Raw genomic sequence first — 25,942 nt, forward strand, 5'->3', positions numbered from 1 at the left:
GAACATGTGGAATGAAAAAAGAAGGAAAGTCCCATAGGGGTGTTGATCACAGAAATGGAAGGGAGAATGAAGATGAGGATAATTTCGATTTGCCCGAGCAACACGGAATTGCTCGCTTACTTGAATATGCTTGATCATTTGATCGCAATCGACAACTGCTCAGACTGGCCGTCCTCGATTGCTCATTTGCCGAAAGTCGGCCCCGACTTGCATATCAATATGGAAAAAGTGGCGGAGCTGAAGCCGGATTTAGTGCTCGCTTCTTTAAGCGTTCCCGGGATGGAAAGAAACGTCGAGGAACTACAAAAACGAAACATTCCCCATCTTGTTTTTGCACCAAATTCGTTGGAAGATATAGCTAATGATTTGCTTCGGCTCGGCGAAGCGCTTGGACAACAAGCCAAAGCAATCGAAGTCGTTCACCGCTACCGTTCTTTCATAGAGCAATACCGTCAACTTGCAGACAGTGTCATACAGCCGGCAAGACTGTATTGGGAATGGTGGCCGAAGCCGATTTTTACTCCCGGCAACGCCAACTGGCTCAGCGAAATAAGCCGGTTGGCGGGAGGAAGCAATATTTTTGCCGACATGCCGCAGGCCAACGTGCAAACGGACTGGAACGAAGTAGTAAAGCGCAATCCTTCGCATATTTGTCTCGTTTGGGTTGGCGTGCAGACAAAGAAAATGAATAAAGAGGCGGTAAAAAAGAGAGTAGGGGCAGAAAATGTCGATGCCGTCTGCGCCGAACGCATTTACATACTGGAGGAATCGCTATATTGCCGCCCTTCTCCGCGTCTTTTAGTCGGTCTTAAAAAACTGTCAGCTTTGCTGCATCCATCCGTTTTTCCTGTGGACGACGGGCAAGATCCATTGTTGGCAAAATAAAGGGCGGTGCTTGTCCGCCCTTAGCTTTTCGATTGCAAATATTGCTGCCGAAACACTTGCATCGTTTCATCCTCATTCAGCCGTTTTAACTCTTCTTCCGAAAGCTTTCCATTACCTTTTTTGACAATATACACTTTTATTTTCTTTTTGCCCCAATATTTGTATACATCTTCTACCGTATCATAATATAAGTCAATGCGATTCCCTTTAATCGCTCCGCCTTTGTCCGCGACGACTCCATACCCATACCCAGGAATGAACAAAATTGTACCGATTGGAAAAATATCCAAATCGGCGGCAATCGTCGAATATAAATCCCGCTTTACCCGCACGCCGGAATAGGTAATCCCATATTCCGGATGGTCCGGAGTTTTCCCCGTTGATTCCACACCCGCTGTATATCCCGTCGCAACTACCTCCACGGACGGATATTTCGACCAATCAACCGCTTCTTCTAGACGAAGCGAATGATTCACGATCTGTTCAGACGAAATTTTCGGATTTCTTCGTTTCTCGTAATGCTTCCACTGTTGATCTATCGCAACATACTGTCCGTGATCCCATCTGTCGAAAAAGTGGCGGCCTGTCGGATATAATGACGAATCGCCAGAAAATTTACTTAAAACCGTTTTTGCTTCCACTCCTGAAATCGATTGAAATGTGGTTAGCAACGCTATGACGAACAATAATGTCATTATTATTCTTCTTATTATATTTTTTAAAAGAACCATTTCCTCACTCCTCTCACATTTCTATTTATCTCCAGAAAAAATAGAAATATTCATTGTGAGAAAAGTGAGGAAAAAAAACAGACTTTCACCCTGAGATGAAAGCCGTAAACTCCCTTCCGCTTAACTTCTTTTGAAATGGGGACTTTGCAGCGAATTACATGTTTTCAGCCTATAAAGAAGCCCTTTACGCTGTCCTTGTTCCGAAGGCGTTCGTTCTACTGTTATTATGAAACATATGCTTGCCGCCATTCATTTCCCGCTTAAAACAAAGCTTCTTATTGTTTTTTGTTAAAACATTTGATATCCCTTCGCTCGTAACGTGCGAATGGCAAATCCCGCGCAAAGCGCACCGATAAAGCCGCTGCTTAAAATTAAAATATCAGCCAGAGCGAGCGACAATATTTTATGTTTTAGCGCGGAGAATGAAGCCGCTGGATTTGAAAAATAACTCGTCCATGGAACATCGTCAATAATAAATATAAATACAATCGGGCATAAAATCGCCATAATCCAAGTCATGCGCAATAACATATTCAGCAAAAAGCCAATGCCGAAAAACAATACAAAAAATAAAAGCATGGAAATCAGGACAACCGGCAGACTCATTTGCATCCCTATCTCACCTCCAGTACACCCTTTTTAAGTGTACTGAATCCGCTTAAGGGAGTCAATTTTTAGAAACAGCCTGCTCTTTTTGCACGGCTCCTGTTCCTAAACACCCGTAACAGGTTTCCGAGCCTCCTAATAGCAGTTGAACATATCCTTGCCCTTCACAATATGGACATGCTGTTTGTTCTGTATGTTTCATTGTTCATCCCCCATTTTCCTTATCATTTTCCGATAATATATCAAAATTTTCTGCAAAAGAAAAAAGGAGATTTTCCTCATTTATCGCAATGTAAGCGAATACATCACCCGCATGCTTCTTTTTTCTCCACGTTACTTAATATTTTGAATTTTTAAAATACAGCCGGTATTTTGTATATCCAAACGGTTCCCCCGGGTTTAGACCGTCATGAGGCGGAAAAGAAGAAAACGGCTCCAGCTTTAATAAATAACGCAACAGGCCAGATGTATGCGGGTCTTTCTGCAAGCTTTGCTTGCTTAAAAAGGCAGCGTCGAACAATTCATCTGTTTGCACCGTAATACTATGCGAACAGGGACGAAGTAAAAAGATCGCCATATTGTCACTCACTTCATCGCGGATGACGCCGGTACGCATCCCGAGAAAACCGATGACTTCCGCATCAATCCCTGTTTCTTCCTTGATTTCGCGAACGGCCGCCTCATCAAGCATTTCCCCTTGCTGCACGAACCCTGCCGGCAGCGACCATTTTCCTTTCAGTCCTCCATATTTTTTCTTTACTACCAGCCATTCACCCGCTTCATTGACCACCAATCCCGCGGCTGCAATCCACACGTTGCCACGCTTCTCTCCCATCTTTTCTCATCCCTTTTCTATTTGTTGCTTATATTATATTTCTACAGACGTGATGGCATAATCCTTTTTGCCAAAGTTCATTCATTTATGTACTACAAATTTTCTATCCATGCAAAAAAGGGCAAACAGTGATGTTTGCCCATGGAATCAGAAGAATTTAAATTTTCCTTTTTTCATAACAAGGGAAGAACCACCAATTAAATAAAGAGCACGGTTGTCGACCATTTTTTTCATGAAGCTTGCTTTTGTTCCCCACATTTTCTTGCCGAATACAACCCCGATTGCATCGTCATGGCCGAGGGAGCAGACAGTTCCTTTAATATCCGGCTTAAACGGCTCCAGCTCTCCTTGTCCGCGAATCAGCGCAGCCAAGTTTTTCGCACATAGCTCGCCTTGTTGAATGGCAATTTGCGCGGTCGGCGGATATGGGCGATTTGTTTCTTCATTAATGACGAGAGAACAGTCACCGATAATAAAGATTTCTTCGTGTCCAGGAACGCGTAAAAACGGATCTACCTTCACGCGACCTCGCATCGCTTCAAAACCGGATTCATCGATAACGCGGCTTCCGCGCACACCGGCTGCCCATACAACCGTGCCGGCTTTAATTTCCTCGACGTCATCCCCTTTGGCGACAATAATGCCGTCTGGCGTACATTCTTTAATTGCCGTGCCGATTTTAAATTCAACCCCTTTGCGTTCCAATTGGCTGACTGCATATTCCACCAGTTCCGGATCAAAGCCAGGGAGCGCCGTCGGTGCCGCCTCGACGCAAATAATGCGGACTTTATGCGGGTCGATATCATATTCTCGGCATAGCTGCGGCATACGGTTGACCAACTCACCCAAAAATTCAATGCCGGTAAATCCAGCACCCCCGACGACAATCGTAAGGCGTTCGTCTTTCTTTTCTTCTTCCGCATTATATGTTGCAAACTGGTACTCAATATGTTCACGGATTTGTCTTGCTGAATCGACATTGGAAATGGAAAAAGCGTATTCTTTTAACCCTTTAATACCAAATGTTTCAGATTCAAAACCGAGCGCAACCACTAAATAGTCATAAGTAAGTTCTCCGTTTTTCATCAACACTTTCTTTTCATCCGGAAGTATTTTGACAACCGTGTCTTGAATGAAATTGACTTTGCTGCGATTGATGACGTCGCTAATTGGGTAGCGAACACGATCATGATGCAGCGTCCCGGCTGAAGCTTCGTGAAGCCATGTCGTTTCGTAATGATAGTCGTTTTTGTTTACTAATGTAATGTTCGCTTCATTTACCCCGACAAGCTTTTGCAAACGCACCGTTGTCATTAATCCACCATAACCAGCACCTAAAATAACTACATTTGGTTTTTTCAACTGAATCACTTCCACCCTTTTTTAATTTTTTACCGTTTGTTTTTTATAGCTTTTACCGTCATGTACATTTTTATCGAATAAAGTTTGTGAAATTATTCACGTTATCCGACAAAAAAATGTCAAATAATTGTCAAAAAAAATTAACAACATATCCAAAAAACATATTAGACCTTTTTTTCAATCTTTTCAAGCGTTTTTTTTATGTTTTTAAAATCACCGTAATAACCAAAGTCTTTTATGGTATGATAGAAATGGTTAATGTCATTTTATTTGTGGGGAGGAATCACCAATTATGAAAGAGGACCAAAAAGTATATGATGTCACTATTATAGGTGGCGGACCGATCGGATTGTTTGCGGCTTTTTACGGCGGATTGCGGCAAATGAGTGTCAAAATTGTCGAAAGTTTGCCGCAATTAGGCGGGCAGTTGGCTGCTCTTTATCCTGAAAAATACATATATGATGTAGCTGGATTTCCAAAAATTCGCGCTCAGGAACTAGTGAATCAGTTAAAAGAGCAGATGGAAATGTTCTCACCGACCGTCTGCCTCGAACAATCGGTAGAAACGTTAGAAAAATTGGAAGACGGGACTTTTAAATTAGCGACAAATAAAGAAATACATTACTCCAAAACGGTAATTATTACAGCAGGAAACGGTGCGTTTCAGCCTCGGCGCCTCGAGCTAGAAAACGCTGCAAAATATGAGGGAAAAAATTTGCATTACTTTATTAGCGACTTAAATCAATTTCAAGGAAAACGCGTGCTCGTCTGCGGCGGCGGGGATTCGGCGGTTGATTGGTCGCTTATGCTTGAGCCGATCGCGGAAAGTGTTACCATTGTCCATCGCCGCGATAAATTCCGCGCCCATGAACATAGTGTGGAATTATTAATGAAGTCAAAAGTGAATGTCAAAACTCCATTCGTCCCTGTAGAATTAATCGGTGATGAAAATGGCATTCGTCAAGTCGTATTGGAGCATGTAAAAGACGGCACAAAGGAAACAGTCGAGATAGATGCAGTCATTGTCAACTATGGTTTTATCTCTTCTCTTGGACCGATTAAAAATTGGGGACTCGAAATTGAGAAAAACTCGATTAAAGTCAATTCGAAAATGGAAACGAATATTCCAGGTGTTTACGCAGCTGGCGACATTTGCACATATGAGGGTAAAATCAAACTGATCGCTTGCGGCTTCGGCGAAGCACCGATTGCGATCAGCAGCGCTAAAACATATATCGACCCAACGGCAAGAATGCAGCCGGCCCATTCCACTTCGTTGTTCTAGTTTGCCCAGCATGCTCGCGAATGAAAGAGGGCGTCCCAAAAGTGATCGTTTTTGGGACACCCTCTTTTATTTTTGCAAGCATCAATATATCCCGCCAACGCAATAATAAACTTGAGGTGAATAATAGGTGATTACTCTTATTATTTCCATTTTCATCTTTAATCTTGCTGCTTTTCTCATGAAGAGGAAATTGCCTCCATATGAATATTATGCTTCCATTTTATTTGGTTTATTGGTTTCAGAAATTGCCAATCGATTTACTGATAAATATAATTGGTATTACTTTTTTGAACCTTATTTCATTGAAAGAAAAACTTTATTAGTGCTTTTTGGAATATATCCCGCTGCTACTATGCTTATCATAAACTGGTATCCTTATCACGGCTCAAAAAAAGCAAAAATTTCCTATTTGCTTTTTGGCCCATCTTCTCTACCTTTTACGAATGGATAGTACTGAAGGCAAACTTTTTGCATCACAATACATGGAATTTATGGTATTCTGCCATATTATATCCGTTTCTTTATGGAATGCTCATATGGCACCTCAAATTTATTCGTCGGTTAACATCAAAATCGTGAATGTTGAGATTCGCATAACTCGCTTTTATTCCCCCACCTTCCATTTATCACAGTTATTCTCATCTTTACTTTCTGTCAAAGATATAAAAACTAAAGGTGCAAAAATAATACCTTTAGGAGGCGTTACGATTGATAAAGAAATTGACTGGCTTTTTCGCAACTTCTGCCCTAGTAATGGGGCTTGCAGCGTGTAACGCAATGGATACAGACCGTAATGACAATCACGATCATCAAAACATGAATATTTCAGCTTCGTACACATCAATACCAAGTAACCAATATCCTCATACAAGATCGATATTGATCCAAGAAGCAAAGTACAAATTTGTTGAGGTGGACCCTAAACAAGCAGCTGAGTTGCATGCAAGGCTTCAGCAACAATGGAATCAGCAAAGGAGACAATATGCACCATCACCAAATCAAACGCCAACACAACAGCAACAAACTCAACCTGAACAACAGAGACCAACTCAGCAACAACAAGCTCAGGTTCCTGCAGGAATCAGTCAATATGCTCAACAAGTAATTGAATTAACGAACAAAGAAAGAGCTCGAGCAGGCCTTCCTGCTTTAAAAGTGGATGCTCAGCTAAGTGCTGTAGCTCAGAAGAAATCACAGGATATGCAACAAAACCATTATTTCTCACATACAAGTCCGACCTATGGTTCTCCTTTCGACATGATGAGGGATTTTGGTGTTACTTACAACACAGCTGGTGAAAACATTGCTAAAGGTCAACGTACTCCACAAGAGGTTGTTACAGCTTGGATGAATAGCCCTGGTCACAGAGCAAACATTTTGAATAGACAGTTTACTCACATTGGAGTAGGTTTTGAGCAATCTGGAAATATCTGGACACAAATGTTTATCGGCAAATAATGAATGGATAATTAAAAAGGGAGCCCAAATATTTCGGCTCCCCTTTTTTTGAACCCATATACAATTTTTTCAAACCCTTGATATATCGCCGTTGAACCGTTTAGCACTGTTCCGGCGTGCCCGCATTGGTCGCTGTTCTAAACGATGAACCGCAACCGCAAGTAGCGATGGCATTTGGATTATTAATCGTAAAACCGCCGCCGAGCAACGATTGTTTATAGTCAATGACAGTTCCTTGCAAAATCGGAGCGCTTTCTTTATCAACGAGAATTTTAATGCCATGTTGCTCAAATTCATAATCATCCTCGTGACGCTCGTGGTCAAATCCCATTCCGTACGATAGCCCGCTGCAGCCTCCGCCTTTGACGCCAACGCGAAGGTATGCACCTTCTTCCTCCTGCTCTTTCATCATATCTTTAATTTGAAACGCCGCTGCTTCCGTCAATGTAATAATATCTGTCATTCGTATCCCTCCTTGCTTAATTAATAGTATATCGCTTTTTGGCACGGCCGCTCAAATATTTAATAATAATACACACCCGTACAAATCGTTTCGGCTGGTCCTGTCATCCGTATATTTCCTTCCTCCGTCCACGTAATGATTAAATCTCCTCCCGCCAAATGGACGATCGTTTCTTTATCCCGTGCTGTCTTTCCGTTTAAAACGGAGGCAACGACCGCAGCGCATGCGCCCGTACCGCACGCCTGTGTCACGCCAGAGCCGCGCTCCCACACACGGAAATGGAGCTCATGGTCGTTAATCACTTCCACAAATTCGACATTTACTCCTTCCGGAAAGCGCTTATCTTTTTCAACCATCGGACCGAGCGTCGTTACCGGTGCTGTTGTGATATCATCCACGTAAAAAATAACATGAGGATTTCCCATCGAAACGGCTGTAATTTCATACCGTTGCCCATCGACTTCAAACGGTTCGGCCACTACTTGTTCCTCCTCCGGACCGACCATCGGGATTTGACTTCGCTTTAAACGCGGTTTTCCCATATCCACGGTCACGCTTGTCACCGCTCCATTTTCTACCGTTACGTCTGCCTTCACGAGTCCGGATAACGTTTCAATAAAAAAGGATGGTTCCTGAACGATTCCATGTTCATAGACATATTTGGCAACACAGCGCAAGCCGTTGCCGCAATTTTTTCCTTCCGAGCCGTCGCTGTTGAAAATACGCATCTTTACGGGAGCGATATCCGATGGACAAATAAGAATCATGCCGTCCGCCCCGATTCCTGTATTTACGTTTGATACTTTCACCGCCAGCGATGACAATAACGATTCCGGAATCGTCTCTTCAAACATATTGACATATATATAACTATTACCCAGTCCATGCATTTTCGTAAATGAAAATTGATTCATTGCGTCCTCCTCAAAAAATTTTTTTATCTATAAGTATAAAGAAAAAATAAATGGGACACAATGAGAATATCCCCCGTTTTTTCATATACACCTTAAAAGAGGATGTCGCGTGAGACATCCTCTTTTTCTTACCAGCATTTATCGTTAAAACATCGGGTTTTCCTCTAAGTAGCGATAAATGTTTTCCACTAATTGTTCAGGAGTTTCTCCGCTGACAAACTCCCCATTTACTAAAGCGAACAGCGTTTCTGCACACCGGGTGCAGTAACTGAGACAGCTGTACTCGATAATATCCAAATTAGGATCTTTTTCTAATATTTCTAACGCTTTTTGTGATCCGCTTGCCAAATTGCTAATGCAAAATTCAATAATTGGCTTTATCATGCTTTTCTCACCTTCCTACTGCCTTTCATCGTAGCGATTTTTTCCGCAAACGTCAATTGAAACACTTCATTTGTTTAGGAGACACGATATATTTTTTCTTTTGTCAACGGTTATCATAAAATTGTTGTTATTTTGCCACAATTCCGCTATACTTTTTTATGGCATTTTGCGTTTGAGAAAATCATCAAAGGGGATTTTTACGATGAGACATCTTGTATTGCTTGGCGGAGGATATGGAAACATGCGGATTTTGCACCGTCTCCTCCCAAATTCTTTACCGGAAGATGTTCATGTTACTCTCGTCGACCGTGTTCCATATCATTGTTTAAAAACGGAATATTATGCACTCGCAGCAGGCACGATCAGCGACCATCATATTCGTGTCCCGTTTCCGGAGCATCCGCGTCTTACCTACCTTTTCGGCGAAGTCGTGCACATTGATCTCGACAAACAGAGTGTGCAATTGAAAGACGGAAGCAATATTTCCTATGATGATTTGGTCATTGGATTAGGTTGTGAAGATAAGTACCATGGCGTCCCGGGGGCGGACATGTTCACTCACAGCATTCAATCGATCGAGAAGGCGCGCGCAGCCTATGAAGCGTTAAATAATCTGCCGCCTGGCGCTGTCGTTGGCATTGTCGGGGCCGGATTAAGCGGCGTTGAATTAGCGAGCGAACTAGCGGAAAGCCGACCAGATTTACACATTAAGCTGTTTGACCGTGGCGAACGCATTTTGCCAATGTTTCCGAAACGGCTCAGCGACTATGTGGAAAGCTGGTTTGCCGAACATGATATTGAAATCGTCCGCTGTTCGAACGTGACAAAAGTGGAAGAGCATACGCTGTACAACCACGATCAACCTATTCATTGTGATGTTATCGTTTGGACAGCCGGGATTCAGCCAAATCGCGTGGTCCGCGAACTTCCGGTGGAAAAAGACAAACAAGGGCGCATTATTTTAACGAAACAGCATCATATTCCTGAATATGAAAACGTATACGTTGTTGGCGATTGCGCGAGCTTGCCGCATTCTCCGAGCGCACAGCTTGCCGAAGCTCAGGCGGAACAAATCGTTCAAGTATTGCAAAAGCGCTGGAACGGGGAAGAGCCACCAAGCGAATTCCCGCCGATTAAACTGAAAGGAGTTCTCGGTTCGCTTGGCAAAAAACACGGATTCGGACTGGTTGCCGACCGCCCGATTACCGGCAGGGTGCCTCGGCTGCTAAAATCGGGAGTATTGTGGATGTACAAATACCATAACGGCTATTAATGGAAAAAAGGGATCTTTTCAGCAAAGATCCCTTTTTCCTAGCGATAGCCGTATTTTTCCATTTCCGCATAAATGGCCTTTAGCTTTGGATTTCCTTCCCCGACAATAACGCCTTCAATAACAACAACGGGGTAAAACAAATCTTCTTCAATTACTTTTTGTGCAAATTCTCTTTTCTCTTCATCCTCTTCCGGCGGGTTGAAAATATCCACATATGTCATTGAAAACGGCTGATCCGGATATTTCCGTTTAATCGCCGCTTCCAGCCACTCATATGTTTCTTTCGAAGAAGGCAGCTGCACGCAAGATGGACAAACGATATCCGCACCATATACGCATATTTCTACCTGCCTAAACGTCATATATTTCCACCTTTCATATGATAAAAACAAAATTTATCATTAGATTTTTTTCTTTAGCATGATTATAATAAAATTACAGAAAGGAGTCGATAAAAATGACGGATCAGGAAATTAAAGAACAAGTGCAAGAAGTTTTAGATAAACTCCGTCCGTTTTTACTTCGTGATGGCGGGGACTGCGAATTAATTGACGTCGAAGACGGTGTTGTCAAATTGCGTCTCCTTGGCGCATGCGGAAGCTGCCCAAGCTCCACGATCACATTAAAAGCCGGAATCGAGCGCGCTCTTTTAGAAGAAGTACCAGGCATCGTCGAAGTAGAGCAAGTATTTTAATTCAACAAATAACAGCGGTTTCCTTGAGGAGACCGCTGTTATTTTTCTAGAGCTGGTTTGTATACCCGGCTTCCTTTTTGTTCTACCGTTAATAATTCGACGGAACAATTCAAAAAATGAGGGCGCAGCTTTTCTTTCACATACTTTCCCTTCCCAGGTTCGATAAAGGCTAAAACGGTAGGCCCTGCTCCGCTTAGCGCCACGCCGAACGCCCCGTATTCCAAAGCCAACTCCTGCGCCAATGGCAGCTGTGGAACAAGTTCTTTCCGATATGGCTGATGAAATAAATCGGCGGCCATCATTTTGCCGGCAAGCTCCCAGTTTTTCGTTAATAGCGCTGCAACCAACACGTTGCTGACCGCGCTTGCCTCTACGGCTTCTTCCCGTGCAAGCAGCTGTGGCAGCACGCTGCGTGCTTTTTTTGTTTCTAATTCATAGTCTGGAATGATAGCGACCAAGTCCAACTGGATATTGGGAATATGGACGATATCCGTCCCTTGCTCGCGGTGACAGCCGATGACAAGCCCCCCGTATAAAGAAGCACCGACATTATCGGGATGCCCCTCATAGCAACTGGCCAGCCGCATTTTTTGCTCGCGCGTCAGCTCCAAGCCAACAAGCGCATCAGCCAGTTCAATTCCGGCGACAACCGCTGCCGCGCTACTGCCCAAACCACGCGTCAACGGAATATTGCTGTATACATCAACCGAACAGTTTGGCAGCGTATATCCATACGTGGCCGCCACTTGCTCTGCCACTTGATAAATTAAATTTTCTGTTCCTGTTGGAATTCCCCTTACTTCCGGAGAGCAGGGGATAAACTTCCATTCCCCTGCGGGCCTGACTTCTAAAGTCAAATAACAAGATACAGCAAGCCCGACGGAATCAAAGCCGGGGCCTAAATTTGCTGTGCTCGCGGGCACGATAATTTTTAACATCTCATCTTCTTTCATGAATGGACAACTCCTTGGAGATGCTCGAACACGATCGTTTCGTCATTTGGGAGTACAACAGGCTCGATTTCCGCTGTTTCCATCGCAATGGCCGGATCTTTTAAACCGTTTCCGGTTAGTACCGCAACAACGGTGCTGCCTTTTTCAATTTCATTGCGCTTCCGCTGTTTGATTACTCCCGCAACCGCTGCGCAGGAGGCAGGCTCCGCAAAAATTCCTTCTTTTCTTGCCAGCAGCTTATACGCTGTTAAAATTTCTGCATCGGAAACTTCATCAATTTTTCCTTGCGACTCTGCCGCCGCCTGAACTGCTTTTTCCCAGCTGGCCGGATTGCCGATGCGGATCGCTGTTGCCACCGTTTCCGGATTTTCAATGACTTGATTGCGGACAATCGCTGCCGCTCCTTCGGCCTCAAATCCGCGCATTTGCGGAAGCCCGGTTTGCTTTAGCGCATGATACTCTTTAAATCCTTTCCAATACGCCGTGATATTGCCGGCGTTGCCGACAGGAATCGCCAGCACATCCGGCGCCTTGCCGAGCTGGTCGCAAATTTCAAACGCCGCCGTTTTCTGCCCTTCAATGCGGTATGGGTTAACCGAATTGACAAGGGTGATCGGAGCAATATCGCTAAGACGTCGCACCATTTTCAGCGCTTCATCAAAGTTGCCGTCAATAGCGAAAATCTCGGCGCCATACATGACCGCCTGTGCCAGTTTCCCCATCGCAATTTTGCCATTTGGGATGACGACAATACAGCGTAATCCTGCTCTTGCCGCATAGGCGGCGGCGGAGGCGGACGTATTGCCTGTCGAAGCGCAAATAATCGTATGGCTGCCGGATTCTTTCGCCTTTGCCACCGCCATTACCATTCCTCGATCCTTGAACGAGCCCGTCGGGTTGGCTCCTTCAACTTTGACGTACAGTTCAATCCCCAGCTCTTCCGATAAACGCGGGAGCGGGATAAGCGGCGTGTTCCCCTCATTTAAAGAAAGCAGCGGTGTATTTTCGTTGATTGGCAAAAATTCACGGTACGCTTGTAACAGTCCTTTCCATGCCATTATTTTCCCTCTCCTTCAACGCGATACGAACTTTTCACTTCCTGAACGATTTCCAAGTCGCGCAATTGCTGTAAAATTTCCTCATAATCTTGCTGCGAGGCGCGGTGCGTCACAATAACAATTTCCGCAAGGTTGTTGTCCTTTAACGGCAACTGCAAAATTTTCTCGAAACTGACGCCACGTTCGGAAAATAGGGTCGTAATTTTGGCAAATGCGCCAACTTGGTCTTTGACGTGAATACGTAAAAAATATTTCGAGAAAATTTCCGCTGGGGATTTTAATTGTTTTTCATATTGCGGAGCAACGGCATAATGTCCATTTACCCCTAAGCGCATGTTTTTCATGACAGCCACTAAGTCAGACACAACCGCCGTCGCTGTCGGCAAGCTTCCCGCTCCCGGTCCGTAAAACATCGTTTCACCGACCGCTTCGCCATATACATAAACAGCATTGTATTCATCATTGACCGAAGCAAGCGGATGAGAGTCCGGAAGCAAGGTCGGCTGGACGCTTACTTCTACTTTGTTTCCATTCCGATGGGCAATGCCGATTAGTTTCATCGTGTAGCCGAGGCGCTTTGCGTAATTAAGGTCTTCTTCCGTAATCGATGTAATTCCCTTTACTTGCACGTCTTCTAGATCAATGTTCATCGAAAAGCCAAGCCGCGCCAAAATCGCCATTTTCCGCGCTGCGTCTAATCCTTCGACATCCGCGGTTGGATCCGCTTCTGCGTACCCGAGTGCTTGCGCTTCTGCCAACACGTCTTCATAAGAAGCCCCGTATTTGCACATTTTCGTCAAAATATAGTTCGTTGTTCCGTTGACAATTCCCATCAGCTTCGTGATGTGATCGGAGGCAAGCCCGTCAACAAGACTGCGCAAAATCGGAATGCCCCCGGCAACACTTGCTTCATAGAACAAATCGCAATGGTGTTCCGCCGCTACGGTTAATAACTCTGAGCCATATAGAGCCATTAAATCTTTATTTGCCGTCACGACATGCTTTCCTTGACGCAGCGCCCGCAGCAAATATTGCCGCGTTTCTTCAATTCCGCCCATCACTTCGATAATGACGTCAATCTCCGGATCATCAATGACGTCTGTTGCGTTTGTCGTCAACATCGCTGGATCGACCTGAACATCCCGCTTTTTATATATATCCCGAACAAGGATTTTTTTGATTTGCACCGGACATCCTACTTGATGCATCAGCCGTTCTTGATGGTTCTCAATAATTTTTACAACCCCGCTTCCAACGGTACCTAATCCTAATAATCCGACCAAGATTGGCTTTTCCATATTCCCCCGCCCTTTCTGTTTATCAGTAGTAGACATTTGTATTTTTATAGTAGACATTATAAAAGATATTGCTTTTTTTGACAATCGTTAATTTTACTATTTAATATAGAAAATGATTAATATCAAGGAAATTCAGATAATTTTTTTGTAAAAAACAAGCAGTCCTGCTGCCTAGGACCGCATACTCCATTCTTTATTGACAAGCGTTTCAGGCTGTCTTCCAGTTAATATAGCAATAATATTGCGGCAGCATAGCTCCATCATCTTTGTCCGCGTTTCTTTCGTTGCACTCCCAATATGCGGAAGTGCTATCACATTTGGAAGTGCCAGCAATGGATGTGATGCATCAATCGGCTCCTGCTCAAACACATCTAATCCTGCTCCCGCGATTTCTCCACTGACAAGCGCCTCATATAACGCCTGTTCATCGACGACCGCTCCTCTTGCCGCATTGACAAAGATTGCGGACCGCTTCATTTTGCGGAATGCCTCTTTGTTAAACATATGACGTGTTTCATTTGTCAGCGGTGTCAAACAAACAACAAAATCCGCTCTTTCCAACAGCTCCTCAAAAGAACAATATGTAGCTCCAAGCCGCTTTTCCGCTTCGATGTTGCGAGAACGATTGTGATACAACACGTTCATATCAAAACCGATGGCTCGTTTGGCAACCGCTTTGCCAATATTGCCCATACCGACAATACCAATCGTTTTATGGTGAACATCGACCCCAGCCAACAGAAACGGACTCCAACTTTTCCACTTTCCCTCTTTGATAAACTGCGCCGCTTCCACCATGCGGCGGGCAGTAGCCAGCAATAATGCAAACGTCAAGTCAGCGGTTGTATCGGTCAATACATCAGGAGTATTGCAAACGGCGATGCCTCGTTTCGTTGCCGCCTGCACATCGATATTGTCAAAGCCGACACCCATGTTCGCCACGACTTTTAGCCGCTTTCCGGCATCCAATATGGCCTCATCCACCATATCTGCCACCATCGTCAACAACGCATCGGCTTTCTTCGCTTCGTTCATTAGGATATCGCGCGGAACGGGCACGTCATCATGCGGCCACGCCGCTACTTCCGCAATTTCTTTCACCGGCGCGATAATCTCCTCCGGCAACTTTCTCGTAATAAACACATACGGCCGCTTCATACCGCCACCTTCCCTTCTCTATGTTTTTTCCTTATCTTAACATAACTTGCTGGCAAAAAAAATGATGATTTCATTTCTTAACGTGATAACGAATAAGACAGCCATTCTACTTTCGGAAGAGAAAGGTGGCGGCTTGATAAACCGACAATGTCCATAAATGAAGCAAGAAATTGCTCGTGCTCGCGCGAACGGGCGATGATGCTCTGCAGCATATGCACATATTGCTGTTTTTCCCGTTCATCGTCTGACATATAATATCCTTCGACACATTCAAAATAATGAAGCGGAAACAGAAGACGAGCGTATACAAGACGCCAGGCAAACAGAGATAAAGGGGTTTGGCGCTCATAATCGCGGAAAAATCGCCTTATCTCGCCGACGGAGTGATGCCCCTTTTTGACGTATAAATAACGAACCCATTCCGCTAAATCTCGCGCGCAATGATCATATACCCAATCGGTAGGCAACTTCTGCTCTTTCCCCTCTACCCATCCAGAATTCGGAATCCGCTCATGGCAAAAAGTGGCGTAATCAATGCCGAACGGCTCCTCATCCAACTCCGTATCGGCAACATATTGAATCGCGTTTTCAGCAAGCGCAAGATAATATGGAAACGATTCAATAAAGAGTCGATCAAACATCGTTTCCATCCCCATGGCTATTTTATTTTTCCAAAATTCCTCCATTTGATCGACTCGTTTTCCCCAAAGTTCTTTCCATTGGCCGATCCGCCGGCAATGAACGAGCGGAAGCGGACATGTGCGGCCACGTTGATGAAATTTTGCTAACTCCCTCCCAACGGAAATATTTCTTGCATACGGCAGAAGCGGTGTACGAACAATAACAATGGGTTGTTCATTCCTATAAGCAACGAGCTTACCTGATTTCGTTTGCACAAATGATGCGACCGTCATATCTCCTTTGGATATTAAATAATTGCTCATTTTTTGCAGTTCCTCAAGCTCCGCTTCGCTGCGCCCGTAGACAGGGATAACGGTATAATACTGATGTTTATAGAGAAACGTGTAATACCGGCCGTTTTTTTTCATCCGCTCTGCTTCGATATCATATTCCTGGCGAATCCATGATTCCATTGCTGTTCCCTCCTTTTAACAGTAATATATGAGGAGTTTTGCCAAAAAATCTGCATTTCTTCATCACGAGCATCTATGTTTACAGAAGCGACACATTTATGCCATCATAAACATATATAATAAGAAAACAATTCCTTGAAGAAATAGGTGACGCTCATGAAGGAACCAATTATGAACAATCTTGAACAAACCGCTCGCCAATGGCTGGAAGAGCGAGGGGTGACCATCAAAGATATTGCCGAACTTGTATATTACCTACAATCGAAGTACCATCCTGATTTGAAACTGGAAGAATGTATTGAAAACGTAAACCGTGTCATTTCGAAACGCGAAGTGCAAAACGCGATCCTAACCGGCATTCAGCTTGATAAATTAGCGGAAGAGGGCAAATTAGACGAACCGCTGCAGTCCATTATTCATCGCGATGAAGGGCTCTACGGGGTGGACGAAATTTTAGCGCTGTCGATCGTTAACGTGTACGGATCGATTGGCCTTACGAACTATGGGTACATTGATAAACAAAAGCCAGGCATTTTACAATACTTAAATGATAAATCAACCGGAAAATGCAATACGTTTTTAGATGATATCGTCGGCGCCATTGCAGCCGCTGCTTCAAGCCGCTTAGCGCACCGGGCTGCGAATACGGAATAAACATGGATTTATAGCAAAAAAGCCACCGCTCTTTCGCGGAAGAGCGGCGGCTTTTTTATCATTTTTCCGAGAAGTCTCCCTTCCTCTAAACGGAGTGAAGGAGGGAGAGGTTCATATGCGGTCCATCCATTCCCGTAATGAATCGGCAGTATAAGTCGGCTGTTTTTCATATTGTTGCAGCAGCTCTTTTGTCGTTACTCCGGTATGGACAAGCAGCGTATCGATTCCGGCGTTCATCCCCGCCATAATATCGGTATCGTAATAATCACCGATCATCAGTGTTTCCTCTCTTGGAACTCCTAACACTTTTAACGCCTGTTCCATAATCACTTTCTCCGGTTTGCCAATAAAAATCGGCTGTACTTGTGTGGATACCGCGACAACGGCTGTAAGTGCGCCATTACCCGGCAGCAACCCCCGCTCGGTCGGAATGGCGATATCAGCATTGGTTGAAATAAATGTCGCCCCGTTGCGCACGGCTAAACAGGCAATTGCCAGTTTTTCATATGTAATGCTGCGGTCAATTCCCATCACCACAAAGTCCGCGTCTTCTTTTGCGAACGTGAATCTTTTTTCCTCGAGCGCGGTGCGGATTCCTTCTTCCCCAATGACATAAACGGAAGCATCTGGCTTTCTTTCAAAAATATAATTAGCGGTTGCCTGGCTGGTCGTAAATACATGTTCTGCTGCCGCCGGAACGCCGAATGACTGCAATTTCTCCGCTACTTGCACCGGCGTGCGCGACGAGTTATTGGTCACAAACAAATACGGAATGCCTTTCCGGTGCAATTCCTTTACAAAGTCGCGAGCTTCCGCAATGCATTCGGTTCCGCGGTACATCGTTCCGTCCAAATCGATTAAATAACCGTTATACTTTTTCAACGTTCTCACCCCTTTTTCATCTTGCACATATACCCAACTTTATAAAAACAAGCGAAAAATGTCAAAAAGTAAACACGCTTCAGCAAACTACAGAAGCGTGCTTACGATACGATGAAAATGCTGTGGCTTAATTGCGAAACGCTGACACCGGGCCGAGCTCGTTTTCTAAATACGTGCGCACGGCTATTGGATACGCTTGAAGAGCCGCAAAATATTTTTGCATATCTTCCCGCAATTTCTTATGATCGACGTTCGTATAATGGTGCACCAGCATTTTCCGATGGGCAATGATCGCTTTTAATGCTTTGGCATCCTCTTCTGTTATTACCTTTTCGTCCGTTAAAATATCGATAATATCTTCGTAACTGCCCGGGTCTCTCATAATAAACCCGTCAATCATGGCATTTCCGACATCTAAAATGGCCTCAATCACTAAATGGGCAATCCGCTCTAAAGCAAGCCGGGATAATTCGTCATCCCACTCCGCTTTTTCCTTATAAATATACAGCATTTTTTCCATATAACGTAATGTTTCCTCGATTTTGTTACGATCGACAAAATACATCGCAGTTTCCTCCTATATAGTTCTTTTTTTATTGTACCATAATCAACAGGACATTTCCCCTATTGTCTGCTATGATAAAAATAACTTCAATTTGGACTGGAGGTCATGGCCAATGAGTGATCGTTTTTACTTATACGATGATACCATTGAAACAAAAACGCGCTTCGTCAGCTTTTTAGGAGAACGGCAGCGGTTCGATTTGGCGATCATCGAGACAGATCGCTTCTACGGGAAATATTTAGTTCTCGACTTGCAAAGCAACCGTTTTGCCATTATCGGACAAGACGATCTAGAGGAACCGGGATACTTAGAACATGCGTATCATCTCAGTGAAGAAGACGCGAATGATTTGCGGGCATTTTTGTACGAATGTATTTCATAGTCGCCTTCTCATTCGGGAACATTATAAACAATCCCCGGAAACGAGGAAGGTGAAACAAATGCAGGAGAAGGAAAAATATAGCGACTTTTCCACCGTGGAAAAGCAGAAAAATTTTTTAACGGCGGAAGAATTTCCCGAAGGGCCGTATGGATCGCCGCGCCGTGCCGACGTGCCGGTCGAAAATAAAAGCACCCCATGGAAAAAAGGACAGCGCCATTACAGCGCGTTTAACTATGAATTCAAATCATTCCATCAAAATATTCCAAGACGAGATCCTGGCGCACACCCGTTGCATGACGATCCGCGGGAAAACGAGCAATTTCCATACGGCCAGGATTAATGAACGAGCGGCTATCCTCATGAAAAAGGATAGCCGCATCTCGCTTTACCGCTTTATTTTGCGAAGCACAAAATAGGCGCAGCCAAAATTGCAATATTCATACAAATATTCAGATAAAGTGCTGATTTTAGTATCATATGTCGCTTTTTGGTTATAGTCATCAAAAAAGCCGCGTAAACGGAGCTGATTATATCCCCAATCCCCGACAATATAGTCATACTTGCTTAAAATATCGGCATATCGGGCGCGAAACGCCTCTTCATTAAACGCATTTTTCACGTTTTCCACCAGTTCGTAACAGATATTGTTAATACATATCATCCTTTTCACCTTGCCTTTCCACTTTCATCATAAACGATGAAACGTTCCCAATCAATTACTGTTATTGAAGTTCAGCAAGAGAATCATCCTAAAGGTGAAAGGGGGGAATTGACAATGAGAAAACCATTGCTTGCCGTCGCATTGGGTACAGCTGTCACATTAGCAGGCTGTGCGCAGATGGCACGGGATGACAATACAGATGTATATAAACGGAGCGGCAATACGATGAATGTCACCGACCGCAATGATTTATATAACGAAAATGGAGTGCCGAACGGCGACGATACGCCAATGAACAACTTTGGCTATGTCCGCCACCAAAAAAGCCCTGTTCGCGGCGATGCCAATATTTATAACAACATGCCGACCTTTAACCGCGAGCAAGCTGCCGATTTAATCAGCAAGCTCTGTACACAGCTTCCAAACGTGAAAGATGTCGCTACATTGGTAACCGATGAGGAAGTGTTAGTCGTCTATGATGCCGATACAAAAAACCGTAACGAAACGGCAGACCAAGTGAAAAAGACCGCGCTTTCTGTCGTTCCCCGCTATTACCATGTATACGTGGCCGACAATCCACAGCTGATGAGAGACATCGAACGTTTCGGACGTTTGGATTCGAACAGCCGAAACATCGATCAAATGATCGATGCTACGATTCAACAAATGCTAAAATATCCACAAGGTCGGAAGCTAAGTGACGGAGAAAATGAAAACGGCGAAATGATCAATGAAACAAACGACCGTCTTGACCGCGATTTTCACGACGGAACGACAAGATCAGCCAAAACAACACGCTAATGTGAAGAAAAAACGGTCTGTCTTCATCATACAGAAGGCAAGACCGTTTTTTCGACGCCTTTATGCTTTCATTTGCCGCGCTGCCGAAGCCGCATTGACTTGTTCATCGGCATGATACGAAGACCGAACAAGCGGGCCGGCTTCGCAATGGGTAAACCCTTTGCTCAAGGCAATTTCTTTCAACTCTTTAAATTCATCTGGGTGGTAATATTTTACTACTTTCAAATGTTTTTTCGTCGGCTGTAAATATTGGCCGATCGTTAAAATATCGACATGATTGGCGCGCAAATCATCCATCGCTTCAATAATTTCTTCTTTCGTTTCCCCAAGTCCGACCATGATGCTCGATTTTGTTGGAATATCCGGCTGCAGTTCTTTGGCGCGACGCAAAAATTCCAGCGAGCGTTCATAGGTGGCACGTGTGCGTACTCTCGGCGTCAAGCGGCGCACCGTCTCGATATTATGGTTTAAAATATCTGGGCGGGCATCCATCAATATTTTTAAGTTTTCATATACTCCGCCCATATCGGAAGGCAGAACTTCAATCGTCGTAAACGGGTTTTTGCGGCGGATGGCCCGAACGGTTTCCGCAAACACGGCGGCCCCGCCGTCCTTTAAGTCATCGCGGGCAACAGCAGTGACGACAACGTGTTTTAAGTTCATAATGCGGACAGACTCTGCAACGCGTTCCGGTTCCTGCCAGTCTAGTTCGGTCGGCAGCCCCGTTTTGACCGCACAAAAACGGCAGGCACGAGTGCATACATTTCCTAAAATCATAAATGTCGCCGTTCTCCGAACCGCCCAGCATTCATGAATGTTTGGACATTTTGCTTCCTCACATACCGTATGTAATCGGTTTTCACGCATCAATTTCTTTAGTTCAGTGTAATTTTCATTTGTATTTAACTTTATTTTTAACCACTCCGGCTTGCGAAGATGTTCTTCTTTTGTCGACATTGTTCTCACTCCAATAAGTTTTTATTTACATCTTTCATTATAAAAAAAACAGCTGCCAAACACAAAGGAATTAGCCATTTCCCACCACTTACCGCTTTTTAACATTTATGAAACAAGCAAATCTCCCCAAACTAAATATATGAAACGGATGGAAAGGAGTAGAAACGCGTGTGCCGATGGATATTTATTGTATGGATTGCTGCTTTTGTATTAACGGTGCCAAAAGCAACATTTGCCAAAGAAAAAATGGATGAGGACACGATATACGAAAAACGAATGGAGCTGTATAAAAAAGCGGAAGCGGTCTCGCTTATCCCTTGGTATTACTTTGCGGCAATCGACCAATACGAACGAAACGTCCGGCAAGTGCGCCGTGATTTGCCGAAACCTACCGGAGTGCTTGGGATCTATATCAAACCGGAAATTTGGGCCGGCCCGCTAAATAAAAACCCTCATGATACTAATCCGTTTACGATTTCACAATTTGGCGGTCTGGGCATCGACGGCAATGGTGACGGCCTTGCCAATCGCGAGGATGATGAAGATGTGATTTTTGCGATTGCTCGCTATTTGCAAACGTACGGAATCGATCATCAGCATATTAAAATAGCGCTATGGAATTATTACCAGCGCAGCAAAACGGTTGACCTCATTTTAGGCAAAGCGAAAATATATAAAAAGTACCAAACGTTAAAATTAGATGACCATGTATTTCCACTTCCTCTGCATGCTAACTACAGCTATCGCGATACGTGGGGAGATGCAAGAGGCTGGGGAGGACGCCGCATCCATGAAGGCACGGACATTTTTGCCGACTATGGTGTCCCAGTGCGATCGACGTGTTACGGAATCGTCGAATTAAAGGGCTGGAACAAATATGGCGGCTGGCGCATCGGTATTCGCGATATTAATAATACGTACCATTATTTTGGCCACTTAAACGGATTTGCCTCTAATTTGCGCGAAGGGCAGATCGTTGAGCCGGGAACCGTGATCGGCTCGGTCGGCAGCTCCGGCTACGGTCCGCCGGGAACAGCGGGAAAATTCCCACCTCACCTTCATTACGGAATGTACAAAGATAATGGCTATACGGAATGGTCGTTCGACCCATATCCGCACTTAAAAGCTTGGGAACGCTCGGAAAAACAAAAACAGAAGAAAAATAAGGAGGCCAAACAGAAATAGGCCTCCTTTTTTCTATCCTCTGTGCCGTATGGAACAATAATCTTTAATGTCCCCCTAGATACGCCTTCTTCACCTGTTCGCTTGCATTTAGTTCCTGTGCTGTTCCTGACAAGACGACCCGCCCTGACTCAATGACATATGCCCGATCGGCTACAGATAGCGCCATATGCGCGTTTTGCTCGACTAATAAAATAGTCGTCCCAAAGGAGTTAATTTCTTCAATGATGCGAAAAATGGTTTTCACCAATAATGGCGCCAACCCCATCGATGGCTCATCGAGCAATAGAAGGCGAGGCCGAGCCATCAGGGAGCGGCCGATCGCCAGCATCTGCTGCTCACCCCCCGACAAAGTTCCGGCAAGCTGTTTTCTCCGCTCGTAAAGGCGAGGAAACAGATGGTACACTTTCTCGAAGTCTTGCTGAATTTCCTGTTTATCCTTTCTTAAAAAAGCACCTAATTCCAGGTTTTCTTCTACAGTCATATTGGCAAAAATACGGCGGCCTTCGGGAACGTGGGAAATTCCTTGTTTCACAATGGTTTGCGCCGCTTTACCCGCAATGGACGCTCCTTCGTATAAAATATCTCCCTGCTTCGGTTTTAACAACCCAGAAATCGTTTTTAGCAGCGTGCTTTTGCCGGCGCCATTGGCGCCGATTAAGGTGACGATTTCGCCGTTTTTTACTTCCAGTGATACACCTTTTAACGCTTGAATATTTCCGTAAAATACATCGATGCTTTCCACTTTTAGCACGTTAAGAAACCTCCTCGCCAAGATATGCCTCGATCACTTTCGGATTATTTCTCACTTCTTCCGGTGTGCCATGCGCAATCAACTGCCCGTGGTCAAGCACATAAATCCGTTCGCATATTCCCATCACGAGAGACATATCGTGCTCAATCAGCAAAATCGTTAAATCAAACTTCTCGCGTATAAAGGCAATCAAACTCATTAATTCTTTCGTTTCCTGTGGATTCATCCCTGCTGCAGGCTCGTCAAGCAGCAATAGCTTTGGATGCGCGGCAAGAGCTCTGGCGATTTCTAAACGGCGTTGCTGTCCATATGGCAAATTTTTTGCTTTCTCATCCATCACATGTTCGAGCTTAAAAATCTTCAAAAATTCTACTGCTTTTTCTTCTATTTCTTTTTCTCCAGAAAAATGGGGAGGAAGGCGAAAGATGGAACTAAGAATAGAATGACGGGCGAGAGAGTGATAGGCAACTTTTACATTGTCCATCACCGAAAGTTCACCAAACAGCCGAATATTTTGGAATGTGCGGCTGATTCCTTTGCGCGTAATTTTATATGGCGGCAGACCGTTAAGCCTTTCATTGTCAAGCACAATGCTTCCTTCAGTTGGCTCATAGACGCCGGTCAGCAAGTTAAAAAAGGTGGTTTTCCCTGCCCCGTTCGGTCCAATAAGTCCTACTAATTCTCCCTTATTCAACTCCATATTGACGTCAGACAAAGCTTTCAGGCCACCAAATTGTATGCCGACGTGTGCCGCCTTAAGCAACGGTGTTCTTGTTGTCATTTCCAATTCCCCCTTGCGCCGCTCTGCGCAGCTTAAAGAAAGATGTTACTTCTTTCGTGCCTAGCAACCCTTTTGGGCGATACAGCATAACCAAAATAAGAATGATGCTATATATAATCATTCGCGTTTCTGGATAATCCTGAAGGAATGTCGAAACAATGGTTAATAGGATAGCAGCGATCACCGCGCCAGACATGCTTCCTAGTCCGCCAAGCACAACAAAAATCAAAATATCAAATGATTTCAGAAAGCCAAAGTTAGTCGGCTGAATGATATAAAAATGATGAGCATAAAGCCCCCCGGCAATTCCGGCAAAGAAAGAACCTATGGCAAAAGCGACCACTTTATAATACGTCGTGTTAATTCCCATAGAATCCGCTGCGATTTCATCCTCTCGAATCGAGATGCAGGCACGTCCATGGGTAGAGTTAGTAAAATTAGCAATGACAATAATGGTGATAAGCAGGCAGGCAAACACCCATGGCCAAGTGGTGAGGTGGGTTACCGTCATACCGCTGGCGCCGCCAACATACTCAATGTTTAGCAGGCTGATTCGTACAATTTCCCCAAAGCCAAGCGTAGCAATCGCTAAATAATCGCCCTTTAACCGCAGGCTAGGAATGCCGATAAGGAGACCCGCAATCGCAGCAGCGATACCGCCAACAAGCAATGCAAGCGCAAACGGCATCTGCAATTTCATCGTCATAATTGCTGATGCATAAGCTCCCACGGCAAAAAACCCGGCATGGCCAATGGAAAACTGTCCGGTAATCCCGATGATTAAATGAAGGCTGACAGCTAGTATAATGTTAATCACCATAAAAAATAACGTATTAACATAAAAGGGATTAAGTATTTCTCCCGATATTAGCACCTGAACCACAACAAAAAGGATCAGCGCCAGTACAATGGAGATCCAAAATCCTATCGTCCGCTTCAAAGTTGCCATCGCTCCCTACCATCCTTTACACTTTTTCTCTTACGTTTTTACCAAATAATCCAGCTGGTCGGAAAATGAGAATCAAAATAAGAATGATAAAAGCGACCCCATCCCGCCAAAGCGAATAACCAAGACCGCTTACGAGCGATTCAATGACGCCAAGCATCAGACCGCCAACCATCGCGCCAGGGATAATGCCGATTCCTCCTAATACGGCAGCTACGAACGCTTTTAAACCTGGAATAATTCCCATCAGCGGGTCGATTTTAGTATAGTAAATCCCGAAAATAACGCCTGCTGCCCCCGCCAAAGCCGAGCCAATGGCAAAAGTCGCTGATATAGTATTATCTACATTAATTCCCATCAACCGAGCTGCTTCTGCATCATGAGAAACGGCCCGCATCGCTTTTCCGATTTTTGTTTTATGGACGATAAATTGAAGGAGAATCATCAATACAATGGAAACACCAAGAATCAATAATGACTGGCTATTAACGGTTACGCCCAATACTTCAATTTTTTTATCCGGAAGCACTGTGCTAGGATACGCTTCTGGCTGAGCACCACGCAGATAAATGGTTCCATACTCAATTAAAAGCGAAACCCCGATGGCAGTGATCAGTACAGCGATTTTTGTAGCGTTTCGCAACGGTTTATAAGCGATTCTCTCAATACATACCCCTAAAATCGCGCAGGAAACCATTGCGAGGAGCAACGCTGGAAAAAAACCTACATGAAAACTGGTGACAGCGTAAAATCCAACAAAAGAACCAATCATAAATACATCGCCGTGCGCAAAATTGATGAGGCGCACAATTCCGTATATCATCGTATAGCCAAGAGCAATCAGTGCGTAGATGCTTCCAAGGGAGATCCCGTTAACTAGTTGCTGAATGAGTTCCATATTTGCACTCTCCTTAAAGAAGACTGTT

At 44.4% G+C, this 25,942-nt stretch carries 33 protein-coding genes; 11 read left to right on the top strand and 22 right to left on the bottom strand.

Annotated features, from left to right (window positions below; all coding sequences use genetic code 11):
- The first annotated feature begins 72 nt into the window (after positions 1-72).
- Complete coding sequence (locus HT574_RS05600; protein ID WP_175243834.1) at positions 73-885, top strand: cobalamin-binding protein; 813 nt, start codon at positions 73-75, stop codon at positions 883-885.
- 20 nt (positions 886-905) lie between these two features.
- Here HT574_RS05600 and HT574_RS05605 read toward each other — a convergent pair whose 3' ends face one another.
- From HT574_RS05605 to HT574_RS05625, 5 genes are all read right to left on the bottom strand, one after another.
- Positions 906-1,616 (bottom strand): 3D domain-containing protein, encoded by a 711-nt coding sequence (locus HT574_RS05605; RefSeq protein ID WP_175243835.1) that lies wholly within the window; start codon positions 1,614-1,616, stop codon positions 906-908.
- A gap of 288 nt (positions 1,617-1,904) precedes the next feature.
- Positions 1,905-2,228: a YuiB family protein gene (locus HT574_RS05610; protein WP_017434814.1), complete on the bottom strand. Its 324-nt coding sequence runs from the start codon at positions 2,226-2,228 to the stop codon at positions 1,905-1,907.
- Positions 2,229-2,283: 55 nt separating this feature from the next.
- Positions 2,284-2,424, bottom strand: coding sequence for a YuiA family protein (locus tag HT574_RS05615; RefSeq protein WP_175243836.1), 141 nt, complete (start codon positions 2,422-2,424; stop codon positions 2,284-2,286).
- A 135-nt stretch (positions 2,425-2,559) separates the two neighbouring features.
- Positions 2,560-3,057 carry an NUDIX domain-containing protein gene (locus HT574_RS05620; RefSeq protein WP_042408978.1) on the bottom strand — a complete coding sequence of 166 codons (498 nt, stop codon included), beginning with the start codon at positions 3,055-3,057 and terminating at the stop codon, positions 2,560-2,562.
- 147 nt (positions 3,058-3,204) lie between these two features.
- Positions 3,205-4,428, bottom strand: a complete 1,224-nt coding sequence (locus HT574_RS05625; protein ID WP_026078433.1) for an NAD(P)/FAD-dependent oxidoreductase — start codon at positions 4,426-4,428, stop codon at positions 3,205-3,207.
- A gap of 283 nt (positions 4,429-4,711) precedes the next feature.
- Here HT574_RS05625 and HT574_RS05630 point away from each other — a divergent pair, with 283 nt between their 5' ends.
- The 3 genes from HT574_RS05630 (at position 4,712) to HT574_RS05640 (ending at position 7,162) form a co-directional block, all read left to right on the top strand.
- Positions 4,712-5,704, top strand: coding sequence for an NAD(P)/FAD-dependent oxidoreductase (locus tag HT574_RS05630; RefSeq protein WP_175243837.1), 993 nt, complete (start codon positions 4,712-4,714; stop codon positions 5,702-5,704).
- A gap of 127 nt (positions 5,705-5,831) precedes the next feature.
- Positions 5,832-6,155: a hypothetical protein gene (locus tag HT574_RS05635; RefSeq protein ID WP_254698602.1), complete on the top strand. Its 324-nt coding sequence runs from the start codon at positions 5,832-5,834 to the stop codon at positions 6,153-6,155.
- Positions 6,156-6,412: 257 nt separating this feature from the next.
- Positions 6,413-7,162: a CAP domain-containing protein gene (locus HT574_RS05640; RefSeq protein ID WP_175243838.1), complete on the top strand. Its 750-nt coding sequence runs from the start codon at positions 6,413-6,415 to the stop codon at positions 7,160-7,162.
- A gap of 100 nt (positions 7,163-7,262) precedes the next feature.
- Here the strand turns inward: HT574_RS05640 and erpA are convergent, their stop codons facing one another.
- From erpA to HT574_RS05655, 3 genes are all read right to left on the bottom strand, one after another.
- A complete protein-coding gene (erpA, locus tag HT574_RS05645; protein WP_017434808.1) occupies positions 7,263-7,625 on the bottom strand; it encodes an iron-sulfur cluster insertion protein ErpA in 363 nt (120 codons plus the stop codon).
- A gap of 59 nt (positions 7,626-7,684) precedes the next feature.
- Complete coding sequence (dapF, locus tag HT574_RS05650) at positions 7,685-8,539, bottom strand: diaminopimelate epimerase (RefSeq protein ID WP_175243839.1); 855 nt, start codon at positions 8,537-8,539, stop codon at positions 7,685-7,687.
- Positions 8,540-8,683: 144 nt separating this feature from the next.
- A complete protein-coding gene (locus HT574_RS05655) occupies positions 8,684-8,923 on the bottom strand; it encodes a YuzB family protein (protein ID WP_017434806.1) in 240 nt (79 codons plus the stop codon).
- Between the two features lie 202 nt (positions 8,924-9,125).
- Between HT574_RS05655 and HT574_RS05660 the strand changes: the two genes are divergently transcribed.
- Entirely contained in the window at positions 9,126-10,196 is a 1,071-nt protein-coding gene (locus tag HT574_RS05660) for an NAD(P)/FAD-dependent oxidoreductase (protein WP_175243840.1), read from the top strand.
- Between the two features lie 38 nt (positions 10,197-10,234).
- Here the strand turns inward: HT574_RS05660 and HT574_RS05665 are convergent, their stop codons facing one another.
- Entirely contained in the window at positions 10,235-10,558 is a 324-nt protein-coding gene (locus tag HT574_RS05665; RefSeq protein ID WP_017434804.1) for a YuzD family protein, read from the bottom strand.
- 95 nt (positions 10,559-10,653) lie between these two features.
- On the opposite strand from HT574_RS05665, the gene HT574_RS05670 reads away from it, so the two are divergent.
- Positions 10,654-10,890, top strand: coding sequence for a NifU family protein (locus HT574_RS05670; protein ID WP_017434803.1), 237 nt, complete (start codon positions 10,654-10,656; stop codon positions 10,888-10,890).
- 38 nt (positions 10,891-10,928) lie between these two features.
- Here HT574_RS05670 and thrB read toward each other — a convergent pair whose 3' ends face one another.
- From thrB to yutH, 5 genes are all read right to left on the bottom strand, one after another.
- Positions 10,929-11,843: a homoserine kinase gene (gene thrB / locus HT574_RS05675; protein ID WP_175243841.1), complete on the bottom strand. Its 915-nt coding sequence runs from the start codon at positions 11,841-11,843 to the stop codon at positions 10,929-10,931.
- The gene (gene thrC / locus HT574_RS05680; RefSeq protein ID WP_175243842.1) at positions 11,840-12,901 is read right to left on the bottom strand and encodes a threonine synthase; all 1,062 of its coding nucleotides are present in this window, start codon (positions 12,899-12,901) and stop codon (positions 11,840-11,842) included. The genes thrB and thrC overlap by 4 nt, the downstream gene beginning before the upstream one ends.
- On the bottom strand, positions 12,901-14,199 hold the full coding sequence (locus HT574_RS05685) for a homoserine dehydrogenase (RefSeq protein ID WP_017434800.1): 1,299 nt from the start codon (positions 14,197-14,199) through the stop codon (positions 12,901-12,903). The genes thrC and HT574_RS05685 overlap by 1 nt, the downstream gene beginning before the upstream one ends.
- Positions 14,200-14,370: 171 nt before the next feature.
- On the bottom strand, positions 14,371-15,357 hold the full coding sequence (locus HT574_RS05690; protein ID WP_175243843.1) for a 2-hydroxyacid dehydrogenase: 987 nt from the start codon (positions 15,355-15,357) through the stop codon (positions 14,371-14,373).
- Between the two features lie 77 nt (positions 15,358-15,434).
- Positions 15,435-16,451 (bottom strand): spore coat putative kinase YutH, encoded by a 1,017-nt coding sequence (yutH, locus tag HT574_RS05695; RefSeq protein ID WP_175243844.1) that lies wholly within the window; start codon positions 16,449-16,451, stop codon positions 15,435-15,437.
- Between the two features lie 156 nt (positions 16,452-16,607).
- Between yutH and HT574_RS05700 the strand changes: the two genes are divergently transcribed.
- On the top strand, positions 16,608-17,105 hold the full coding sequence (locus tag HT574_RS05700; protein WP_017434797.1) for a phosphatidylglycerophosphatase A family protein: 498 nt from the start codon (positions 16,608-16,610) through the stop codon (positions 17,103-17,105).
- A 111-nt stretch (positions 17,106-17,216) separates the two neighbouring features.
- Here the strand turns inward: HT574_RS05700 and HT574_RS05705 are convergent, their stop codons facing one another.
- A complete protein-coding gene (locus HT574_RS05705; RefSeq protein ID WP_175243845.1) occupies positions 17,217-17,987 on the bottom strand; it encodes a TIGR01457 family HAD-type hydrolase in 771 nt (256 codons plus the stop codon).
- Positions 17,988-18,114: 127 nt separating this feature from the next.
- Entirely contained in the window at positions 18,115-18,552 is a 438-nt protein-coding gene (locus HT574_RS05710) for a DUF86 domain-containing protein (protein ID WP_175243846.1), read from the bottom strand.
- A 112-nt stretch (positions 18,553-18,664) separates the two neighbouring features.
- On the opposite strand from HT574_RS05710, the gene HT574_RS05715 reads away from it, so the two are divergent.
- Complete coding sequence (locus HT574_RS05715) at positions 18,665-18,934, top strand: DUF3055 domain-containing protein (protein WP_017434792.1); 270 nt, start codon at positions 18,665-18,667, stop codon at positions 18,932-18,934.
- A gap of 58 nt (positions 18,935-18,992) precedes the next feature.
- On the top strand, positions 18,993-19,274 hold the full coding sequence (locus HT574_RS05720; protein WP_017434791.1) for a hypothetical protein: 282 nt from the start codon (positions 18,993-18,995) through the stop codon (positions 19,272-19,274).
- A gap of 45 nt (positions 19,275-19,319) precedes the next feature.
- On the opposite strand, the gene HT574_RS05725 is transcribed toward HT574_RS05720, so the two are convergent.
- A complete protein-coding gene (locus HT574_RS05725; protein ID WP_017434790.1) occupies positions 19,320-19,595 on the bottom strand; it encodes a YutD family protein in 276 nt (91 codons plus the stop codon).
- Positions 19,596-19,709: 114 nt separating this feature from the next.
- Between HT574_RS05725 and HT574_RS05730 the strand changes: the two genes are divergently transcribed.
- Positions 19,710-20,396, top strand: coding sequence for a YhcN/YlaJ family sporulation lipoprotein (locus HT574_RS05730; protein ID WP_175243847.1), 687 nt, complete (start codon positions 19,710-19,712; stop codon positions 20,394-20,396).
- A 60-nt stretch (positions 20,397-20,456) separates the two neighbouring features.
- Here HT574_RS05730 and lipA read toward each other — a convergent pair whose 3' ends face one another.
- A complete protein-coding gene (gene lipA / locus HT574_RS05735) occupies positions 20,457-21,353 on the bottom strand; it encodes a lipoyl synthase (RefSeq protein WP_175243848.1) in 897 nt (298 codons plus the stop codon).
- Between the two features lie 168 nt (positions 21,354-21,521).
- Between lipA and HT574_RS05740 the strand changes: the two genes are divergently transcribed.
- The gene (locus HT574_RS05740) at positions 21,522-22,538 is read left to right on the top strand and encodes a M23 family metallopeptidase (protein WP_175243849.1); all 1,017 of its coding nucleotides are present in this window, start codon (positions 21,522-21,524) and stop codon (positions 22,536-22,538) included.
- 43 nt (positions 22,539-22,581) lie between these two features.
- Here the strand turns inward: HT574_RS05740 and HT574_RS05745 are convergent, their stop codons facing one another.
- The 4 genes from HT574_RS05745 to HT574_RS05760 are packed head-to-tail and all read right to left on the bottom strand — an operon-like array spanning position 22,582 to position 25,914.
- Complete coding sequence (locus HT574_RS05745) at positions 22,582-23,289, bottom strand: ABC transporter ATP-binding protein (RefSeq protein ID WP_175243850.1); 708 nt, start codon at positions 23,287-23,289, stop codon at positions 22,582-22,584.
- Between the two features lies 1 nt (position 23,290).
- Positions 23,291-24,070 carry an ABC transporter ATP-binding protein gene (locus tag HT574_RS05750; RefSeq protein WP_175243851.1) on the bottom strand — a complete coding sequence of 260 codons (780 nt, stop codon included), beginning with the start codon at positions 24,068-24,070 and terminating at the stop codon, positions 23,291-23,293.
- Complete coding sequence (locus HT574_RS05755) at positions 24,045-25,019, bottom strand: branched-chain amino acid ABC transporter permease (protein WP_175243852.1); 975 nt, start codon at positions 25,017-25,019, stop codon at positions 24,045-24,047. Before HT574_RS05755 ends, HT574_RS05750 begins: the two co-directional genes overlap by 26 nt.
- A 16-nt stretch (positions 25,020-25,035) precedes the next feature.
- Positions 25,036-25,914, bottom strand: a complete 879-nt coding sequence (locus HT574_RS05760; RefSeq protein WP_175243853.1) for a branched-chain amino acid ABC transporter permease — start codon at positions 25,912-25,914, stop codon at positions 25,036-25,038.
- Positions 25,915-25,942 lie beyond the last annotated feature (28 nt).

Origin of the sequence: Parageobacillus sp. VR-IP, assembly GCF_013357975.1 — a bacterium.
GTDB classification, from domain to species: domain Bacteria; phylum Bacillota; class Bacilli; order Bacillales; family Anoxybacillaceae; genus Saccharococcus; species Saccharococcus caldoxylosilyticus.

What these genes read in the sequence shown, in the direction of transcription:
- HT574_RS05600 (WP_175243834.1), top strand. Translation starts at nt 73, where the DNA reads ATGAGGATAATTTCGATTTGCCCGAGCAACACGGAATTGCTCGCTTAC.
- HT574_RS05605 (WP_175243835.1), bottom strand. Translation starts at nt 1,616, where the DNA reads ATGGTTCTTTTAAAAAATATAATAAGAAGAATAATAATGACATTATTG.
- HT574_RS05610 (WP_017434814.1), bottom strand. Translation starts at nt 2,228, where the DNA reads ATGCAAATGAGTCTGCCGGTTGTCCTGATTTCCATGCTTTTATTTTTT.
- HT574_RS05615 (WP_175243836.1), bottom strand. Translation starts at nt 2,424, where the DNA reads ATGAAACATACAGAACAAACAGCATGTCCATATTGTGAAGGGCAAGGA.
- HT574_RS05620 (WP_042408978.1), bottom strand. Translation starts at nt 3,057, where the DNA reads ATGGGAGAGAAGCGTGGCAACGTGTGGATTGCAGCCGCGGGATTGGTG.
- HT574_RS05630 (WP_175243837.1), top strand. Translation starts at nt 4,712, where the DNA reads ATGAAAGAGGACCAAAAAGTATATGATGTCACTATTATAGGTGGCGGA.
- erpA (WP_017434808.1), bottom strand. Translation starts at nt 7,625, where the DNA reads ATGACAGATATTATTACATTGACGGAAGCAGCGGCGTTTCAAATTAAA.
- dapF (WP_175243839.1), bottom strand. Translation starts at nt 8,539, where the DNA reads ATGAATCAATTTTCATTTACGAAAATGCATGGACTGGGTAATAGTTAT.
- HT574_RS05655 (WP_017434806.1), bottom strand. Translation starts at nt 8,923, where the DNA reads ATGATAAAGCCAATTATTGAATTTTGCATTAGCAATTTGGCAAGCGGA.
- HT574_RS05660 (WP_175243840.1), top strand. Translation starts at nt 9,126, where the DNA reads ATGAGACATCTTGTATTGCTTGGCGGAGGATATGGAAACATGCGGATT.
- HT574_RS05665 (WP_017434804.1), bottom strand. Translation starts at nt 10,558, where the DNA reads ATGACGTTTAGGCAGGTAGAAATATGCGTATATGGTGCGGATATCGTT.
- HT574_RS05670 (WP_017434803.1), top strand. Translation starts at nt 10,654, where the DNA reads ATGACGGATCAGGAAATTAAAGAACAAGTGCAAGAAGTTTTAGATAAA.
- thrB (WP_175243841.1), bottom strand. Translation starts at nt 11,843, where the DNA reads ATGAAAGAAGATGAGATGTTAAAAATTATCGTGCCCGCGAGCACAGCA.
- thrC (WP_175243842.1), bottom strand. Translation starts at nt 12,901, where the DNA reads ATGGCATGGAAAGGACTGTTACAAGCGTACCGTGAATTTTTGCCAATC.
- HT574_RS05685 (WP_017434800.1), bottom strand. Translation starts at nt 14,199, where the DNA reads ATGGAAAAGCCAATCTTGGTCGGATTATTAGGATTAGGTACCGTTGGA.
- HT574_RS05690 (WP_175243843.1), bottom strand. Translation starts at nt 15,357, where the DNA reads ATGAAGCGGCCGTATGTGTTTATTACGAGAAAGTTGCCGGAGGAGATT.
- yutH (WP_175243844.1), bottom strand. Translation starts at nt 16,451, where the DNA reads ATGGAATCATGGATTCGCCAGGAATATGATATCGAAGCAGAGCGGATG.
- HT574_RS05700 (WP_017434797.1), top strand. Translation starts at nt 16,608, where the DNA reads ATGAAGGAACCAATTATGAACAATCTTGAACAAACCGCTCGCCAATGG.
- HT574_RS05710 (WP_175243846.1), bottom strand. Translation starts at nt 18,552, where the DNA reads ATGTATTTTGTCGATCGTAACAAAATCGAGGAAACATTACGTTATATG.
- HT574_RS05715 (WP_017434792.1), top strand. Translation starts at nt 18,665, where the DNA reads ATGAGTGATCGTTTTTACTTATACGATGATACCATTGAAACAAAAACG.
- HT574_RS05720 (WP_017434791.1), top strand. Translation starts at nt 18,993, where the DNA reads ATGCAGGAGAAGGAAAAATATAGCGACTTTTCCACCGTGGAAAAGCAG.
- HT574_RS05725 (WP_017434790.1), bottom strand. Translation starts at nt 19,595, where the DNA reads ATGATATGTATTAACAATATCTGTTACGAACTGGTGGAAAACGTGAAA.
- HT574_RS05730 (WP_175243847.1), top strand. Translation starts at nt 19,710, where the DNA reads ATGAGAAAACCATTGCTTGCCGTCGCATTGGGTACAGCTGTCACATTA.
- lipA (WP_175243848.1), bottom strand. Translation starts at nt 21,353, where the DNA reads ATGTCGACAAAAGAAGAACATCTTCGCAAGCCGGAGTGGTTAAAAATA.
- HT574_RS05750 (WP_175243851.1), bottom strand. Translation starts at nt 24,070, where the DNA reads ATGACAACAAGAACACCGTTGCTTAAGGCGGCACACGTCGGCATACAA.
- HT574_RS05755 (WP_175243852.1), bottom strand. Translation starts at nt 25,019, where the DNA reads ATGGCAACTTTGAAGCGGACGATAGGATTTTGGATCTCCATTGTACTG.
- HT574_RS05760 (WP_175243853.1), bottom strand. Translation starts at nt 25,914, where the DNA reads ATGGAACTCATTCAGCAACTAGTTAACGGGATCTCCCTTGGAAGCATC.